Consider the following 17,663-nt stretch of genomic DNA (forward strand, 5'->3'; position numbering starts at 1 on the left):
TTTTTCTATTGAATTATGCAGGCTGCTACCGTTGAATTGGACGTTTCATCCACCAGAATGGCAGAGCCCGTTGTTTTATTATTGGTAAAGCTGTCATAGACCAAAGGCTGTGCCGTTCGCAGGGTAACTTTTACAATTTCATTCAGTTTAATCTCTCCATCGGCCTGTTCCCTTATAAGAGTATTCACATTGATCTTGTAATCAACCTCTTTTACTACTGCTTTTATCAGTCTGCTGTTTTGCTGCAAAAGGTATTTGTTTCCTGGCTGCAACGGTTTCTGATCCAGCCAGCATAAAAGAATTTCAAGATCTTTTTCAACGGTGGGAACATGTTCTTCCGTGGCAAAAATATCTCCACGGCTGATATCTACATCATGAGCTAGATGAATAACGGCTGGCTGGCCTTCAAAGGCTTCTTCTTTTTCAATGCCATTGATCTCGATTTTGGTGATTTCAGTGGCCAGGTCTGCAGGAAGTATATGGATTTTGTCTCCTTTGGTGAATTTTCCACTTAATATTTGTCCGGCATATCCTCTGTAATCATGCAGTTCTTCGGTTTGAGGACGAATCACGTACTGAACCTGAAAACGGCTTCCGTTATTTTTTTCTTCATGTAAAGTTACTTCTTCAAGATATTCCAGTAAAGAATTTCCTTCATACCAGTCTGTTCTGGAAGATTTTGAAACAATATTATCTCCTTTTAATGCAGAGATCGGGAAATAACTTACATCATTCAGTCCAAGATTTTCTGCAATTTTTGCATATTCTGATTTTATATTTTCAAAAACTTCTGCCGAATAATCTACCATATCCATTTTATTGATGGCTACAGCTACTTTCTTTAATTGTAATAAAGAAGCGATGATAGAATGTCTTCTGGTTTGTTCAATCACTCCTTTTCTTGCATCAATCAGAATAACCATCAGATCTGAGTTGGATGCTCCGGTGATCATATTCCGGGTATATTGTACATGACCGGGAGCATCGGCGATGATAAATTTTCTTTTTGCTGTTGAAAAATAGCGGTAGGCAACATCAATGGTGATTCCCTGTTCTCTTTCTGCACGGAGGCCATCTGTTAAAAGCGCTAGGTCTACCCCGTCTTCATTTTTGTTTTTAGAATGTTTTTCAAGGACTTCCAATTGGTCCTGTAAAATGCTTTTGCTATCGTAAAGCAGTCTGCCGATAAGGGTGCTTTTACCATCATCCACGCTTCCTGCTGTTATAAATCTTAATATATCCATCCGATTGTAATTATAAATGATAAGTGATAAATTATGAATGATAATTGATGAAAATACTTTGTGTAATCATTAATCAATTATCTTTTATCATTGACTAAAAATAGCCTCCTTTTTTTCTGTCCTCCATAGCGGCTTCTGTTACCCTGTCATCAATTCTGGTTTCGCCACGCTCTGAGATTCTTGTAGCTACGATTTCTTCAATAACGGCATCTATCGTAACAGCATTAGATTCCACAGCTGCAGTACAGGTCATATCTCCTACGGTGCGGTAACGGATTTTCTTAGTAGTAATGACGTCTTCCGGTTCTAAAACCACATGGGAAGAATTGGCCAGCCACTGTCCGTTGAAGTCGATTACTTCTCTTTCATGCGAAAAATAGATGGAAGGAAGTGCAATTTTTTCTCTTCGGATATAATTCCAGATGTCAAGCTCTGTCCAGTTGCTGATAGGGAAAACCCTTACATTTTCTCCTTTGTGAATCTTTCCGTTAAAGATATTCCAAAGTTCAGGACGCTGAAGTTTAGGATCCCACTGCCCAAATTCATCACGAACGGAGAAGATCCTTTCTTTGGCCCGGGCTTTTTCCTCATCTCTTCTGGCTCCTCCTATGCAGGCATCGAATTCAAATTCTTCAATAGTATCAAGAAGTGTATAGGTTTGCAGCCAGTTTCTGCTCGGGAATTTACCTTTAGCCTCAGTCAGTTTTTTACTTTTTATCGTGTCTTCCACTTTCCTGACGACCAGATTCACATCTAGCTGTTCCACCAGCTGATCACGGAAATCCAAAACCTCCTGAAAGTTGTGTCCCGTATCTACATGAACAAATGTAAACGGAATTTTTCCGTGGAAGAAGGCCTTTCTTGCCAGATGCGCCAGTACGATACTGTCTTTTCCTCCACTGAATAACAACGCCGGACGTTCAAACTGGCCTGCGACTTCTCTTAATATATAAATAGATTCGGCTTCTAACTGATCTAAATAATTTAAATGATGTATTGACATGTTTTTCTTTTTTTATTGATGAATATGCAGACCGCATTCTTTTTTGTTGGCATCTTCCCACCACCAACGGCCTGCTCTGAAATCTTCTCCTTCTTTGATCGCTCTGGTACAGGGCTCACATCCTATGCTCACAAATCCTTTTTTATGAAGGTGATTATAAGGTAAATGATGATCTTTTACATACGTTGTCACCTGTTCTGTCGTCCAGTGAAGGATGGGATGAAATTTGATGATTTTATTATCAGGATCCCACTCCAGCTGAGGCATATTCTGTCTGTTGGGAGAATGTTCGGATCTCAGACCTGTAATCCATACTTCATAGCCTTCCAGCGCTTTTCTTAAAGGATGAACCTTTCGGATGGTACAGCATGCTTTCCTTTTTTCTACAGATTGATAGAATGAATCAGGGCCGTTTTCTGTTACAAATTCTCTGAGCTCTTCCGTATCCGGATAATAGGCTTTGATGTTCTTTTTAAAGAAAGCCCTGGTGGAAGTCCAGGTTTCATAAGTCTGTTCAAAAAGTCTTCCTGTATCCAGGGTGAATATTTCAATATTTAAATCTTTAATCAGATGAGTGATGACCTGATCCTCGTAACTGAAACTGGTTGAAAAGATCACTTTACCCGGGAATCTTTCAGTCAGTATTTGCAGTGCATTGGTTTGAAAAGAAGCTTCATCAGCCTCTTTTACAAGATTTTCGAATTCATTTTTCAGACTGTTTTCCATTTTGAATTGAGATTTAAGTCTTGCAAATATATATAAAATTCTATAACTCCTATCAAAATAGTAGAATTTAAATAAAAAAAATTTTATTCTTTATTGATGAACTTGGTTAAGGTAGCTTCCATCATGCTTTTTCTGGTCTTTTCACGAACGATCATTAATTCTTTCCTCAGATAACATACCGCTTCATCCACACAATCATCACATGCTTCGTAAAAATTTAAAGAAACGCATGGTGTTAGCGCAATAGGGCCGTCGAAAATACGGTAAATGTCTGCTAATGAGACCTCATCAGGTGATTTTAAAAGGTAATACCCTCCTACTTTGCCTTGCTTGCTGTTGACAAGTTTTGCTCTTTTAAGTTCAAGAAGGATTTGTTCCAGAAATTTTTTGGGAATGTTCTCGTCTTGTGCAATAACGGAAGTTGGCAGAAAGCCCTGGTTATAATTCCTTGCTAATCTGACCATTGCTTTAAGCGCATATTTGCAACGTTTCGACATCATAATTCCTGCAAGTTATGATAAATTATCTGATAAATGAAATGTTTTTATGGCTGAAAACTTTGTATTTTAACCACAAATCGAAGATTCGACGAAGTCAAAAGCCACAAAAGATAAAAACACTTAAGTTGATTTTAAGTACAGATAAACTGCTGAGAAGTTCACTTAAGTTTAAAAATCGAAGATTTTTATAATACACAAACATCTGTGTAAATCTGTGAAATCTGTGGGAAAAGCTAACCACCCCGTCAAAAATTCTTTGAATTTTCGCCATCCCTCCACAAGAGGGGAATTCTAAGCCCTCCGTTTGTAATATGAGCCACAAGTTTACTCTTTCTGTAAAACAAAGTACGCCAGTTCCCTATCTTCTCGTGCAAGATTTTCAACTCTTTTAAAGCCGCTTTTCAAAAGTACTTTTTGGGAGCCGATATTATCAAGATCCGTTACTGCTACGATATCTTTCTGATGATTTATTGATAAACAGTGGTCAACAAGCGCTTTACAAACTTCCGTTCCGAGGCCTTTTCCCCAATAATTTTCTCCTAAAGTATAGCCTATTTCCAGCTGATCCGGATTGTCGAGAAAGATTCTGGCCAGACACATTCCTACAAAATCATTGTTCTGGGGATGGAAAATTCCCCATCTGCTGAATGGTCCCCCTTCATAATCTGCCAATGCTTTGTCAAACATTTCTTTATATTCCTCCGGGGTTTTGTAAGGCAGATATCGGGTTACATTTTCATTTTCAAAAAGAGTGGAAAATAATGAAAATTCTTCAGGGGTAAATTCACGGATGATGATCCTGTCGTTTTTATAATGCATTGAATATTGTTATCAAAGAATAAAATTACATAAATAAATGAAGAACTGCTCATAAACAGGATAAAAAAAATTGGGCTTACAATGAAGCCCAATCAACTGCATATGGATACTAAACTATTTTTTAATGAATTTTTGGGAAGATTTCCCTAAAGAAGTTTCAATATCAATTAAGTAAGTTCCGCTCAGGAAGTGTTTAACCTCAACCTTATCACCAATAACTTTTGCATTCATTTTTCTTCCAAACATATCATAAACAGAAATTGATTTAATTTCCCCTTTTGTTTTAATATTCAATACATCAGAAACCGGATTTGGATAGATGGAAGTTTCTGAGTTGGTTGTATCAACGTCTGCAGTGGAGAATGATAATGCACAAGGTGTTGTAATACTGCCATTTGGTTGTGTATTATATGCAAACTCAGTGACAGAATAATTTGAACCATTGGCCCCAACGCTCACTTTGAAATAGCCGTTAATATCGTAGCCTTCGAATTGGTTTCTAAAACCAACATAAGCGGTTTTACCAGACCAGGTAGTATAGGTAGGAGTATACACATCCAGTTGTCCGGGAGTCCAAGTTGGATACCCTATATTATTTGCATTCGTTATGGTGGTACAGGCTGGAATTAAACTAATATTTCTTGTTCCTGTTTGGCACACTAATCCTTTCCAATAAGTTTCCAATTTTAATTGATTGGCTCCATAGTACCACGCGCCATACCCTGCATCATCACTAAGCTCCGGATTAATGATAAAATATTTCCAGGTTGCCCCTGAGTTGGTGGTTACTGTTGTTGGTGTTGGGTTGGCATAACTTTCCAGAGGAGTTCCTGTAACTATTTTGTAAGGATCTTTATAAGAAAAAGTTAATGCCAAAGCTGTCGTTGATCCTAATGAAGTTACGCCTCCTGTTATAGCCGGATTCAGGAACGTAATTGATGAATTTAAGACCTGACTTTTAGAATGACTGGTTGCTGCACCATTTATAGTAAGTGTAGCTGTAGTAGGGCTTGTAACTACTATACTTGCAGTTAATCCTGCTGGTAATGAAGAAGTGAAATGTGTTCCCGAAGTAAGAGTTGTTCCATTGGGTACGGCAAATGTTGCTGTGTTCAGCGTAATCGTTGATATAGGTGCAGATGCTACTGTTCCATCTAATGACACAACTCCATTATTGTTTAAGTTCTCTGTAAATGTACTGTTGCTAAGGGCTAATCTTGGTGGATTATTGGCAACCCCGGTTGCAGCTAAGTTGGCAGGCTGCCATAAATTTATTCTCGAAGGATGGTTTAATGCTGCCAGCATTCTGTTCACCTGTCCATTGGTAAACATTTTATAACAGCCGGAAGAGCCGTTGTATCCCATATAGTTTTCAACGTTTACTTTTTGTCCAAGACAATTGTTTCCAGAGTTACATCCCAATCCGGAAGAAGCATTTTCTACAGGGGTGTCAGCAACTCCGTCACCATCATTACCAGGGTTCGAAGTTGAACACAGAACATTGAACGTGTGTTGAAGATTTAACCAATGCCCGAATTCGTGAGTAAATGTATCAGAAAACTCGTTTGAAGCCACTGTTCCTGCAGCATTAAATATATAACGTCCATTATACACCACTCTGGCTGTATTTACTGAACTCATGTATGAATCCGGATACCATGCAACTCCTGATTGATATAAATCTTTATTAGCATACAGATCATTTTGGATATACACATTCATATACTTTGTATTATCCCATGCATCTGTGCCAATTTGTGCATCATATCCACCTCCGTTGCCATATCCACCTTTGAAAGGGTGAAATACCACTCCGCTTGTAGCTTTTCCGGTTGGATCAATTTTAGCTAACCGGAATTCAATGCTTAATGCTCCTCTGATAGATTGGAAATAAGGATCTACAGTATTTGAATCCGTGTTGATTCCATTGAAATTTAAGTTGATTTGTTGCAGTAAGTCAACTACTTTTTGGTAATTTACTTTTACATTGCTTTGAGATTCTCCATACACATGAAAAACCACAGGGATGATGTAAGTTGGATTGCTCATCCTACTATTATTCAATGAGTTTTTGTTTGATCCCATTTTTTTTACGAAATCTTTGGTATATTTCTCAAAGTTTTCATATTCTGCCTTAGATTCGGGATGCAGCTCAAAATGTTTTTTCATCATTTCATCTGCTTTACACTCACGAGGTCTGTTTTCCTGAGCAAAACCTATTGCTGGAAATAGGGAAACAAGTAATAGTAATTTAAATTTTTTCATAATTTTTTGGATTTGGTGGTTAATAAATTATTTAAATAATCAAATTGTTTTTGGCTTGATTTGTGTGTGTTATGTGGTGTTTTTTAACTAAATCTTTCAGGGTTGAATATTTTTATCTCAACCGTTGGCTTTTGGTCATGGGCAAGTTCTGAAACTGTTTTTCCAAAAATGGGTCCTAAGCTTAGTCCCATCATTCCGCCGCCACCTGCGATAATCAGGTTTTTGAGTTTGGAAGACTGTCCCAGATAAGGCAGCCCATCCGGAGCGCAGGGCCTGTAGCCGAACCAGATTTCAGATTCTTTGGGTTTCTCAATCTGAAAGTCAGGTAAATAGTTGGGAATAGACCTGGTGATTCCTTCTACCCTTTTCATATTAATTGTATCATTGTGGGAAGCCAGTTCCATCGTTCCGCCAAAACGGATGTGTCCGTTCATAGGAGTTACTGCAACTCTGGCCTCAATTAATAAGGCAGCATGCTGTAAAGTATTAAGAGGATTTTCCGGTTTGTGCATGAATGAATATCCTTTTCCGGGCATCAACTGAATTTTGATTCCTGCCTTCTGAGCCAGTTCAGGGAGAAATGAACCTCCCGTCATGATAAATTGGTCTGCAGTAAATTCTTTACCATTCGCTATGACCTTTTTAATATTGCTGCCGGAAGTTTCAAAGCCAGTTACCTGATGATGGGTATGAAAAACGACATCATTATTTTTAAGATAAGAGATCATTTGTTTCATCAGTTTCATGGGATTCATATGGCCGTCGCATTTATAATTGACTCCTCCGATAACGTCCAGTTGAACATTGGGTTCAAGTTCCTGAATTTCTTTTTTACCCAGAATATCAACGGGTAAACCCATACTGATTGCCTTGTGGGCAAGCTCTGTTTCTTCTTCTGCAACTTTCTCGGTTTTATAGAGCATTAAAATGCCATTCTGACTAAGCTCAAAATCAAATTCATCATTTTGCGCGATCTCATTATAAAGTTTGCTGCTTGCCAGGTTAAGATCCCTGATGGCTGCTGCAGAATAGTCAACATGTTTCTGGTTGGAATGTTTTAAAAATTTCAATCCCCAGGATATAAGTCTCGAATTGAGTGAAGGTTTTACATAAAACGGACTTTTACTGTCGAACATCCAGCGTATTCCCTGTGCTACAACTCCCGGAGCTGCCAATGGGGTAAAATGACTGGGTACAATCATGCCTGCATTGCCATAAGAACAATTGTTGCTAAGATCATTCTGCTCTAGAATCTCCACTTGCCATCCTTTCTGCAAAAGATAATACGCTGAGCTTAATCCTGCTATTCCTGCACCGATGATCAGTGCTTTTCCTTTATTCTGTGCCATATGCCTGTTACATTACCTGAAAACCCTGCCAGTAAGGATCTTCATCATCAATAATTATATGATTGTATCCGGTAATTCTTGCCCAGCCTTCTACTGACGGAATAATGGCTGGTCTCCCATCTAAAGTAGTAGTCTCTTCAATTCTCCCGATAAATCGGGAACCGATATAGCTTTCATGAATGAATTCTTCACCTTCCTTCAGTTTTCCTTTAGCATACCATTGCGCCATTCTTGCCGAAGTTCCCGTACCACATGGCGAACGGTCTAAAGCATTTTCACCCACCAATACTGCATTTCTTCCGCTGGCTTCAGGATCTGTGGGTTTACCCGTCCACTGAATGTGGCTTAATCCTTTAATGTGTTCAATTTCAGGATGGATGAACTGATACTTTTCATTGAGTAATTTTCTGATAATCTTTCCATAATGAATAAGCTGGCTGGCCGTAAAATCAGAAATATCTCTGAAATTTTCCTGAGGATCTATAATCGCATAAAAATTTCCACCATAAGCAACATCGGCTCTTATTAATCCCAGATCCGGACATTCAACTTCCAGGTTTTCAGCATACAGGAAAGACTTTACATTCGTCAGTTTTACAGATTTTACTTTTTTTCCTTCCTGTACATAATCGATGAGGATAAGTCCTGCAGGTGTTTCAAGACGTAATTTTCCCGGGATTTTGGGAACAACAAGTCCTTCTTCAATAGCTATGGTAACCGTTCCGATGGTTCCGTGCCCGCACATGGGAAGACATCCGCTGGTTTCAATATATAAAACTCCGATATCGTTATTTTCATCTACAGGAGGATACAGAATACTTCCGCTCATCATATCATGACCACGGGGTTCAAACATCAATCCCTTTCTGATCCAGTCGTATTCTTCCATAAAGTGCAGCCGGCGTTTCATCATGGAATTTCCTTTTAAAACAGGGGCACCTCCTGCAACAAGACGTACAGGACATCCACAGGTGTGTGAATCTATACAAAAAAATGTTCTGTTCATGTGGTCTGTAATTTTAATGATCCTGAATTCACTGTTCCATCCACCATTCTGCTAATCTGTAATGGATTTTCATTCTTCAACTCATCCGGTAAGAATTCATCCGGCCAGTTCTGAAAGCAAACCGGACGGACAAATCGTTTCACGGCATCCGGTCCTACGGAGGTAAAACGGGAATCGGTAGTAGAAGGAAACGGGCCTCCATGCTGCATGCTGTACACCACTTCTACTCCTGTAGGCATTCCATTGAATAATAATCTTCCGCATTTATCTTTCAAAATAGTAATCAATGTACTGTTATCACGAACATCTTCATGGGTAGCTGCGATGGTAATGGTTAACTGTCCTTTTAGCTGGCGGGCAATTTGCATGAGATCTTCATCTGTTTCACATGCTACGACAATACCAAATGGACCAAAGACTTCTTCACTTAATACCGGATTATTCAAGAAATTTCCGGCACTGGTTTTTATCACTGTTGCGTTGCCCGAAGAACTTTCTGTTTCTGCTGATACAATGATTTCAACATCAGGCTGTTCTAATGCAATGCTTTTATTTTTTTCGAAATTGTCTAATATTCCTTTGTGAAGCATTTTAGCGGGAGCCACTTTTTGAATTTCTTCTTTTAATGTATTGATGAAACGGTTAAACGATTCTCCTTTCAATGCAATAAATACTCCCGGATTGGTACAAAATTGTCCTACACCCAGCGTTAAAGAAGTGATATATTCCTTTGCCAATGCTTCAGCTTTGGTTTCAAGCAGGTTTTGAAAGGCAAATACCGGATTGATACTTCCCATTTCTGCAAATACCGGAATAGGATTTTCACGGCGGCTGGCAATATCAAACAATGCTTTTCCGCCATTAAATGAACCTGTGAACGCAATAGCCCGGATATCCGGATGCTGGGTCAGATAAGCTCCGATCTCATAAGATGTTCCGGTAATATGGCTGAAAATTCCTTCAGGCCATCCGAAAGCTTTAACAACAGCGCTTATCGCATCCGCCATTATCTGTGAAGTCTGTGGGTGTGCCGGATGTGCTTTTATAATGACAGGACAGCCTGCACCGATAGCACTGGCAGTATCGCCTCCTGCAGTAGAAAATGCAAAAGGAAAATTACTGGCTCCGAAAACAACTACAGGTCCGATACCTACATTGTATTTACGGAGATCTCCTTTTTGTTTTTCAGGCTGGGCAAGATCAATTCTGGCCTCCGTATAGATCCCGTCAGCAACAGCTTTTGCATAGCTTCTCCATTGTCCTGCTGTTCTTGCCTTTTCTCCGGTAAGTCTGGCTAAAGGCAATGACGTTTCGGCATGAGTTACTGTTAAAAGTTCTTCTCCCAAGGCTTCAATCTGATCTGCTACAGCATTCATAAATTCGGCCCGTTCATTGATGGTGGTGTTTTTCAGAAACCGGAAGGCTTCAACCGCCATCTGAATTCTTTTGTCTATATTTTGAGTTGATGTTTCTTCCATCATAGCTGTATTTCTGGAATTAATAATACGGGACGATTCGCTCTGCCTTCTTCAATAATTTTTTGAATTCTTTCAGCTTCCTCTCCATGAAGTTCAAGACGTGGGGCTCTCACATAAGGATTGCTTATCCCTTCTGCTGTTGCAGCAAGCTTGATATACTGGATAAGTTTAGGATGAATGTCAAGTTCAAGCAATGGCATAAACCATCTGTAGATGGCAACAGCTTTGTCGTATTCGCCTGCTTTAATATAGTTGTACATGGCCATGGTTTCATTAGGAAAGGCATCTACAAGGCCTGCCACAAGGCCATCAGCTCCAAGCATCAGGGTTTCCAGGCAAATCGTATCTACACCTCCAAGAATTTTGATTCTTTTCCCAAAACGGTTGATCATTCTGGTTACATTCGCAAGATCTCTTGTTGATTCTTTGACAGCCTGAATGGTCGGATATTCAATAAGCTCCTCAAACATGTCAAGGGTGACATAAATTCCGTAATCTACAGGATTATTATAGATAAGGATCGGAAGATCCGTAGCCGTGGCCACCGCTTTGAAATATTCTACCACCTCGCGGCTGTCGGCTTTGTAACGCATTGGAGGAAGTAACATTAATCCATCAGCTCCCAATTCTTTTGCTTTTTGGGCAAAATGAACCGCATTTTTGGTGGTATTTTCAGAAAGATTAAGAATGACAGGAATTCTACCCTGCGTTATTTTTTTTGCGTATTTCAGCAGTTCAAATTTTTCTTCCGTTTCTAAAGCACTGGCTTCTCCCAATGTCCCGGCAAGGATAATTCCATGAACTCCTGCTTTAATCTGGGCTTCTGTATTGACAGCAAACATTTCAAAGTCTATCTCACCCTCTTTTGTAAAAGGCGTTAATACAGCAGGAAAAATACCTTCCCAGTTTAGTTTTGTACTCATATCAAATAATATTTATTCAAAACTAGGTGAATTTTAAAACGGTAAATGTTAATATTTTAATGTATTCTAACCGTATTTTAACATGTTGTTTTTTTATTGCTGTATGGTAGCCTCTTTGTAATGTTTCAGGTATTCTTTAGGAGAATATTTCATGATGGATTTGAAGACCCGGTTAAAATTGGTAAGGCTATTGAACCCACTGTTGAAGGCAACAGAAGAAATACTATACATATTGCTGGCAGTCAATAGTCTGCAGGCCCGCTGTACACGAAGCTCATTAAGATATTCAATATAAGTAATGCGGGTACGTTTTTTAAAAGAACGGCAAAAAGCCTGAGGAGTCATACAGGCTTCTTTGGCAATCAGATCAAGGGTTAGTTTATGTTGGGTAAAATTTTTCTTGATAAAAGTCTGGGCATCAATAATTCTTTTGTCTGTATCGGAAATATGATCAGGCAGTTTCTTTTCCGGAGATAAGGGAATATGCAGATGCCTGTTTTGCATAAGATGGTTTAAAATTCTTATAAAATCTATGATCTGATCTACTCCTTTTGTTTTTTGTAATGCCGCAATATTTTCTCCGATACTTTTTGTAAGCCTGGAAGCCACCTGAAATCCTACTTCTGAATGACTGATAAAGTTTTTAAGTTCTTCAAATTCCGGTAAGTCAAAAAATGCAGCGATCTTTTTATGAGGATCAAAAAAAATAGAGATGGAATGAACCTTCTGCTTTTCATTTTTTTCAAAATTACCTCTGAAAACATGGGACTGATTGGCTCCGAGATAGAAAATATCACCCGCCTCAAAATTAAAGAGATTCTGTTCTATGGCCAGTGTTCCATGTCCTTTAAGAATCCACATGATCTGGGTTTCGGTGTGGCGGTGGAAATAAGGATAGAAATTAGGCATTATATCTTCCTGAATACGTATACTTTTGTTGGTATCGGCAGGAACAGAAAACTGGAGACTCTTCATCATACTATGAATGCTTTACCGGGTTATTAGATTAGCAAGGTTAAAATATTGCTGAAGGTAAGCAAAATATGAACATTAAATATCATATTAAAATCCAAATTTTACATATTCTTATTTTTAATGAATAAAGTACTATAAATACTACAAAATCGTAACTTTAAAGTTTTAAAATAAAAACTATTCATAATATGTTTTCAGCACAAACTTATCAAGACAGAAGAGCAATATTACAGAAAAATGTATCCAATGGAATCTTATTATTTCTGGGAAATATAGAGAATCCTGTAAACTTTGAGCACAACCCTTATTATTTCCGCCAGGACAGTACTTATTTATATTATTTCGGGATTCAGGAACCCCGCATTGCAGCTATTATCGATATTGATGAAAATAAAACCATCATTTTCGGTGATGAGCTAAGTATAGATGAAATTGTATGGATGGGAAGGCAGGAAACCCTTAAGGAAAAAGGCCTGAAATCCGGTGTTCAGGAAACGTTACCTTACGCAGAACTTGCCCAATATATTGTAAAAGCACAGGCTTCCGGTAGAAAAGTGCACTACCTTCCTCCCTATCAGTCTTCCAATAAAATTTTGCTGGAAGATCTTCTTGGAATTAAAATTAAGGATTTGCAGCCTTCTGTTGAAATGATCAAAGCGATTGTCAAACAACGTTCTGTTAAAGAAGCTCAGGAAATTGTACAGATCGAACAGGCTGTAAATGTATCCAATGAAATGCATTTGCTGGCCATGCGTCTTGTGAAACCCGGAATGAAAGAATATGAAATTGCCAATGCGATCCAATATCTTGCCGCCAACCAAGAATGCCAGATGTCTTATCCTCCCATTGTGACGATCAACGGAGGTATTCTGCATAATCATTACCGTCTCAATACAATGAAAGAGGGAGACCTTTTCCTGAACGATTCCGGAGCAGAAACTTCAATGGGATATGCAGGTGATCTTACCAGAACCTTTCCTGTAGGCAAAACATTTACAACAAAGCAGAAGGAAATGTACGAAGTGGTTCTGAATGCTTTTAATCAGGCCCAGAAGCTTTTAAAACCGGGAGTACGGTTTAAAGATATCCACCTGAAAGCAGCACAACATCTCGTAGAAGGACTTGTCGATCTTGGACTGATGAAGGGAAATCCCGAAGATGCTGTAAAAAACCATGCTCATACGTTGTTTTTTCAGTGTGGACTGGGACACATGATGGGACTTGACGTACATGATATGGAAGACCTTGGGGAACAATATATTGGCTATACTGAAGAAGAACCAAAAGATACCAAAACATTCGGACTGAAATCTTTACGTTTAGGAAAAGCTTTGGAGTCCGGTTTTGTAGTGACAGTTGAGCCTGGTATTTATATGATTCCGGAGCTGATTGACATGTGGCAGGCTGAAAATAAAAACGCAGACTTTATTAATTATGATAAAGTAAATGAATACCGTAATTTCGGTGGAATCCGTGTAGAAGATGATTTCCTGATTACGGATGACAGTTACAGACTTCTGGGGAACGGATTGATCAAATCCGTTGAAGACATTGAAAATTACAGAGCTGAACATCTGGCTTAATTCAAATTATATTTATGAAGAACATAAAAAAACTAACAGCTATTGCATTGTATTTCCTGTGTTTGTCACCATTGGCGGCACAGAAGACACAATGGACTCCCGATGGCGATGCTTATTATTCATTTACTAAAAAAGGGGTTGAAATTGTTGATCTATTGCATCCCGGAAAAGATCAGACGCTTTTAAACAGTAGTGAACTGATTCCTGCCGGAAGTTCCAATGCTCTGCAGGTACAGAGTTTTCAGGTATCTCCTGATGGAAGAAGCCTGTTGCTATTTGCCGATACCAAAAAAGTATGGAGGGATAATACCCGTGGAGATTACTGGATTTTCGATAAAAACACCAAAAAACTGATCCAGCTTGGAAAAGGTTTGCCGGCTTCATCGTTAATGTTTGCAAAATATTCACCTGATGGAAAAAAAGTAGCCTATGTTTCTAAGCATAATATCTATATTGAGGATCTTGCAAATAATCAGATCAGTAAAATTACGAATGATGGTACCGACAGAATGATCAATGGTACTTTTGACTGGGCGTATGAAGAAGAATTCGGAACGCAGGATGGTTTCAGATGGTCTCCGGACGGCAGGAAAATTGCCTACTGGAAAATGGATGCCCGAAGTACCAGGAATTTCCTGATGATCAATAATACGGATAGCCTGTATTCGTTTACCGTTCCTGTAGAATATCCGAAAGTTGGAGAAAATCCTTCAGGATGCAGCATCTGGTTTTATGATCTGGCTTCCCAATCAACAAAGAAAGCTGATATAGCAGGTGATGAAGTACAAAATTATATTCCTAGAATGGAATGGGTGCTGGATTCCAGATCGGTCATTCTTCAGCAGCTGAACAGAAAACAGAATCAAAGTAAAATTATTGTTGCAGATGCGGATTCCGGAAGCAGCAAAACCATTCATACAGAAACAGAAACAGCATGGATTGATATAAAATCCCGATGGAATGATAATGATCCAAGCGGCTGGGACTGGATTGAAAATGGGAAAGAATTTTTATGGCTGTCTGAAAAAGACGGATGGAGACATATTTATAAAATAGATATGAGCGGTAAAGAAACATTGATCACAAAAGATGCTTTCGATGTTATCAAACCTGAATTTTTTGATGTTCCCAATAAACTGATCTACTTTTTGGCTTCTCCAGATAACGCTACTCAGAAATATCTGTATAAAGTAAGTATGAAAGGTGGAAAAGCTCAAAAAGTAACGCCTGAAGCTTTTAAAGGTTCTAACCAATATACGATTTCACCCAATGGAAAAATCGCTATGTTTACCAATAACAGTGTGAATGCCATTTCCATTGGATCTGTGATATCGCTTCCCGATCATAAAGAACTGGTTGCTGCCAAAAGATCTGCAAAAGCCGACCCGGCAAGATCTAAAGCAGAATTCTTCCAGATTACAACACAGGATGGTGTTACAATGGACGGCTGGGTAGTAAAACCTAAAAATTTTGATCCCAATAAAAAGTATCCTGTTGTTTTTACAGTGTATGGAGAACCGGGATCACAAACCGTTACCGATAACTTCTACACAGGCTGGAATTATTTATATACAGGTGATATGGCAGAAGACGGCTATTTATACGTGTCCCTTGAAAACCGTGGAACTCCTTCTCCAAAAGGACGGGAATGGAGAAAATCTATTTACCGGAAAATAGGACAGCTCAATATCCGTGATCAGGCAATGGGAGCTAAAGCTTTATTCGCAAAATGGCCTTATATCGATACTTCAAGAGTTGCCGTATGGGGCTGGAGCGGCGGAGGTTCTTCTACCCTGAACCTTTTAGGACAATATCCTGATATTTACCAGACAGGAATTGCAATTGCACCCGTTGCCAATCAATTATTCTATGATAATATCTACCAGGAACGCTATATGGGTCTCCCACAGGAAAACAGAGAAGATTTTGTCAACGGTTCTCCGTTGGCCTATGCTAAAAACTTAAAAGGAAATCTTCTGCTGGTTCACGGAACGGGAGATGATAATGTACACTACCAGAATACGGAAGTATATATTAATGAACTGGTAAAATATAACAAACAGTTTCAGCTGATGTCTTATCCTAACCGTACCCATTCTATTGATGAAGGAGAAGGAACATCACTGCATCTTGCTACCATGTTTACAAAATACCTGAAAGAACACTGCCCTCCGGGAGCAAGATAAAATAATGAAAGTCTCACATGGATGTGGGACTTTTTTATTTTCAATACATTTGATGCCAATAAAAATTCCCCGGATTACTCCAGGGAAAATAAGTGTCAAAACCTATAATTTTTTATAGTGGTGTGAAATGATGTACCTGAAAAATAACAATGGATGTGCCAAATTAGTCACTGTTTTATGAAATCTGACTTTTTGTGGTACCTTTTTAATTTCAGCTTCGTATTCTTCTGTTTTTACAGGATTATCATTACATTTGAATGAATAATTTCCAACATCATTCATGAAACTACCACTCTCCTACTATTCCAATCAGGATGTTCTTTTTCTGGCCCGGGATCTTTTGGGAAAAGTACTTTTTACAGAGTTCAATGGTGAAAAAACAGCAGGAATCATTGTAGAAACAGAAGCTTATTTTGGCGTGAAAGATAAAGCTTCGCATGCCTATGGCGGCAGACGGACAAACCGTACTGAAACGCTCTATAGCCATGGCGGAGTTTCTTATGTTTATTTATGCTATGGAATTCACCATCTTTTTAATGTAGTAACATCCGTGGAAGATGAGCCTCATGCAGTACTCATCAGAGCTGTTGAACCTCTGGTAGGAAAAGAAATTATGGAGCATAGAAGAAATATGCCTGCCTCTAAACCTGCTATTTCTGCAGGTCCCGGATCAGCTGCCAAAGCGTTAGGTATTGACCGGTCCTTTAACAAAAAAGAGCTCACCGGTCATGAAATCTGGATTGAAGATCACGGTATTTCTTATCCTCCGCATGACATTATTGCAGGTCCCCGGATAGGTGTTGCCTATGCGCAGGAGGATGCGCTTTTACCCTGGCGCTTTTTTGTGAAAGGAAATAAATATGTGAGTAAACCTAATAAAGCATAGTGAAAGAGAAATTATTTTTATACAATAATTCAGACTTCTTTTTTTTGCAGGGTTACATAATTTATGAGATTGATTATTGCATTACTCATTGAAGTAAGTGTTGTAGGGCTAAACTTTAATCAAAAAAAAATTGGCTTAAGACATGAGTCATAAGCCAAAACATTATTCAACATTCGAATAATAAACCAACCACATTTTATTGTATTATTGCTTTTCGCCTTCAAAATAAAAAGCTACCTCATTTTCGGATGCTTTCTGAGTGCTGATCTGAAGTGATTTTGATGAAATCATGTAGTTAAAACTACCCTGGCTGTCATTGCCCGAAACACTTACTCCAGCAGAATTGGTAACATTGAAGGTTTTAGAGGTTGCTGCTGAATACGCTTCACCTGATTTAGGCTGTACTTTAACATAGGAATCACCTGTCTTTGAAACATTAACTATTGCATTGTAATAATCTTGCCCCTGGATTTTCATGGTACCCTTGAATACTCCTGTTGCTACTTCAATGCCATGTGAGCCGGGAGCCGGATCATCATCATCATCACTGTTTTTACAGCTGAAGAAAATACTTCCTAAAGCCAACATTAAAAAGAATCTGCTCATTAGTTTTGAAATTCCGATTATTTTCATAATTCAAATATTTATTATTTACAGTTTCAAAGATGTACAAATGAATATGAACCGGAAAAAAATAGCTATAAATGGGCAATTTTTATC

Annotated in this window: 15 protein-coding genes; 3 read left to right on the plus strand and 12 right to left on the minus strand. The window is 38.6% G+C overall.

What is annotated here, in order from left to right; all coding sequences use genetic code 11:
* Window positions 1-5: 5 nt before the first annotated feature.
* The 11 genes from AB1278_RS11980 to AB1278_RS12030 all read right to left on the minus strand — a co-directional run bounded on the left by AB1278_RS11980 (window position 6) and on the right by AB1278_RS12030 (window position 12,291).
* Complete coding sequence (locus tag AB1278_RS11980; protein ID WP_429814533.1) at window positions 6-1,244, minus strand: sulfate adenylyltransferase subunit 1; 1,239 nt, start codon at window positions 1,242-1,244, stop codon at window positions 6-8.
* Between the two features lie 94 nt (window positions 1,245-1,338).
* Window positions 1,339-2,247: a sulfate adenylyltransferase subunit CysD gene (cysD, locus tag AB1278_RS11985; protein WP_062669446.1), complete on the minus strand. Its 909-nt coding sequence runs from the start codon at window positions 2,245-2,247 to the stop codon at window positions 1,339-1,341.
* Between the two features lie 12 nt (window positions 2,248-2,259).
* Window positions 2,260-2,973 (minus strand): phosphoadenylyl-sulfate reductase, encoded by a 714-nt coding sequence (locus AB1278_RS11990; protein WP_343638333.1) that lies wholly within the window; start codon window positions 2,971-2,973, stop codon window positions 2,260-2,262.
* Between the two features lie 83 nt (window positions 2,974-3,056).
* Window positions 3,057-3,473: an RrF2 family transcriptional regulator gene (locus tag AB1278_RS11995; RefSeq protein ID WP_062669451.1), complete on the minus strand. Its 417-nt coding sequence runs from the start codon at window positions 3,471-3,473 to the stop codon at window positions 3,057-3,059.
* 324 nt (window positions 3,474-3,797) lie between these two features.
* Window positions 3,798-4,292: a GNAT family N-acetyltransferase gene (locus AB1278_RS12000; protein ID WP_429814537.1), complete on the minus strand. Its 495-nt coding sequence runs from the start codon at window positions 4,290-4,292 to the stop codon at window positions 3,798-3,800.
* Window positions 4,293-4,406: 114 nt separating this feature from the next.
* Complete coding sequence (locus tag AB1278_RS12005) at window positions 4,407-6,557, minus strand: M43 family zinc metalloprotease (RefSeq protein ID WP_429814540.1); 2,151 nt, start codon at window positions 6,555-6,557, stop codon at window positions 4,407-4,409.
* A gap of 83 nt (window positions 6,558-6,640) precedes the next feature.
* Entirely contained in the window at window positions 6,641-7,906 is a 1,266-nt protein-coding gene (locus tag AB1278_RS12010) for an NAD(P)/FAD-dependent oxidoreductase (protein WP_395973649.1), read from the minus strand.
* A gap of 7 nt (window positions 7,907-7,913) precedes the next feature.
* Window positions 7,914-8,912: a 4-hydroxyproline epimerase gene (locus AB1278_RS12015; RefSeq protein WP_429814543.1), complete on the minus strand. Its 999-nt coding sequence runs from the start codon at window positions 8,910-8,912 to the stop codon at window positions 7,914-7,916.
* Window positions 8,909-10,393 (minus strand): aldehyde dehydrogenase (NADP(+)), encoded by a 1,485-nt coding sequence (locus AB1278_RS12020; protein WP_429814546.1) that lies wholly within the window; start codon window positions 10,391-10,393, stop codon window positions 8,909-8,911. The genes AB1278_RS12015 and AB1278_RS12020 overlap by 4 nt, the downstream gene beginning before the upstream one ends.
* Window positions 10,390-11,313, minus strand: a complete 924-nt coding sequence (locus AB1278_RS12025) for a dihydrodipicolinate synthase family protein (protein ID WP_343638347.1) — start codon at window positions 11,311-11,313, stop codon at window positions 10,390-10,392. The genes AB1278_RS12020 and AB1278_RS12025 overlap by 4 nt, the downstream gene beginning before the upstream one ends.
* A gap of 93 nt (window positions 11,314-11,406) precedes the next feature.
* Window positions 11,407-12,291 carry an AraC family transcriptional regulator gene (locus tag AB1278_RS12030; RefSeq protein ID WP_429814549.1) on the minus strand — a complete coding sequence of 295 codons (885 nt, stop codon included), beginning with the start codon at window positions 12,289-12,291 and terminating at the stop codon, window positions 11,407-11,409.
* A 185-nt stretch (window positions 12,292-12,476) separates the two neighbouring features.
* On the opposite strand from AB1278_RS12030, the gene AB1278_RS12035 reads away from it, so the two are divergent.
* From AB1278_RS12035 to AB1278_RS12045, 3 genes are all read left to right on the plus strand, one after another.
* The gene (locus AB1278_RS12035) at window positions 12,477-13,871 is read left to right on the plus strand and encodes an aminopeptidase P family protein (protein ID WP_429814552.1); all 1,395 of its coding nucleotides are present in this window, start codon (window positions 12,477-12,479) and stop codon (window positions 13,869-13,871) included.
* Between the two features lie 14 nt (window positions 13,872-13,885).
* On the plus strand, window positions 13,886-16,057 hold the full coding sequence (locus AB1278_RS12040; RefSeq protein WP_429814555.1) for a DPP IV N-terminal domain-containing protein: 2,172 nt from the start codon (window positions 13,886-13,888) through the stop codon (window positions 16,055-16,057).
* A gap of 280 nt (window positions 16,058-16,337) precedes the next feature.
* Window positions 16,338-16,943, plus strand: coding sequence for a DNA-3-methyladenine glycosylase (locus AB1278_RS12045; RefSeq protein ID WP_411413157.1), 606 nt, complete (start codon window positions 16,338-16,340; stop codon window positions 16,941-16,943).
* A gap of 204 nt (window positions 16,944-17,147) precedes the next feature.
* Here AB1278_RS12045 and AB1278_RS12050 read toward each other — a convergent pair whose 3' ends face one another.
* Window positions 17,148-17,576: a hypothetical protein gene (locus tag AB1278_RS12050; protein WP_227942137.1), complete on the minus strand. Its 429-nt coding sequence runs from the start codon at window positions 17,574-17,576 to the stop codon at window positions 17,148-17,150.
* Between the last annotated feature and the right edge of the window lie 87 nt (window positions 17,577-17,663).

It is taken from the genome of Chryseobacterium sp. NRRL B-14798 (assembly GCF_050470705.1).
Lineage (GTDB): Bacteria > Bacteroidota > Bacteroidia > Flavobacteriales > Weeksellaceae > Chryseobacterium > Chryseobacterium cupriresistens.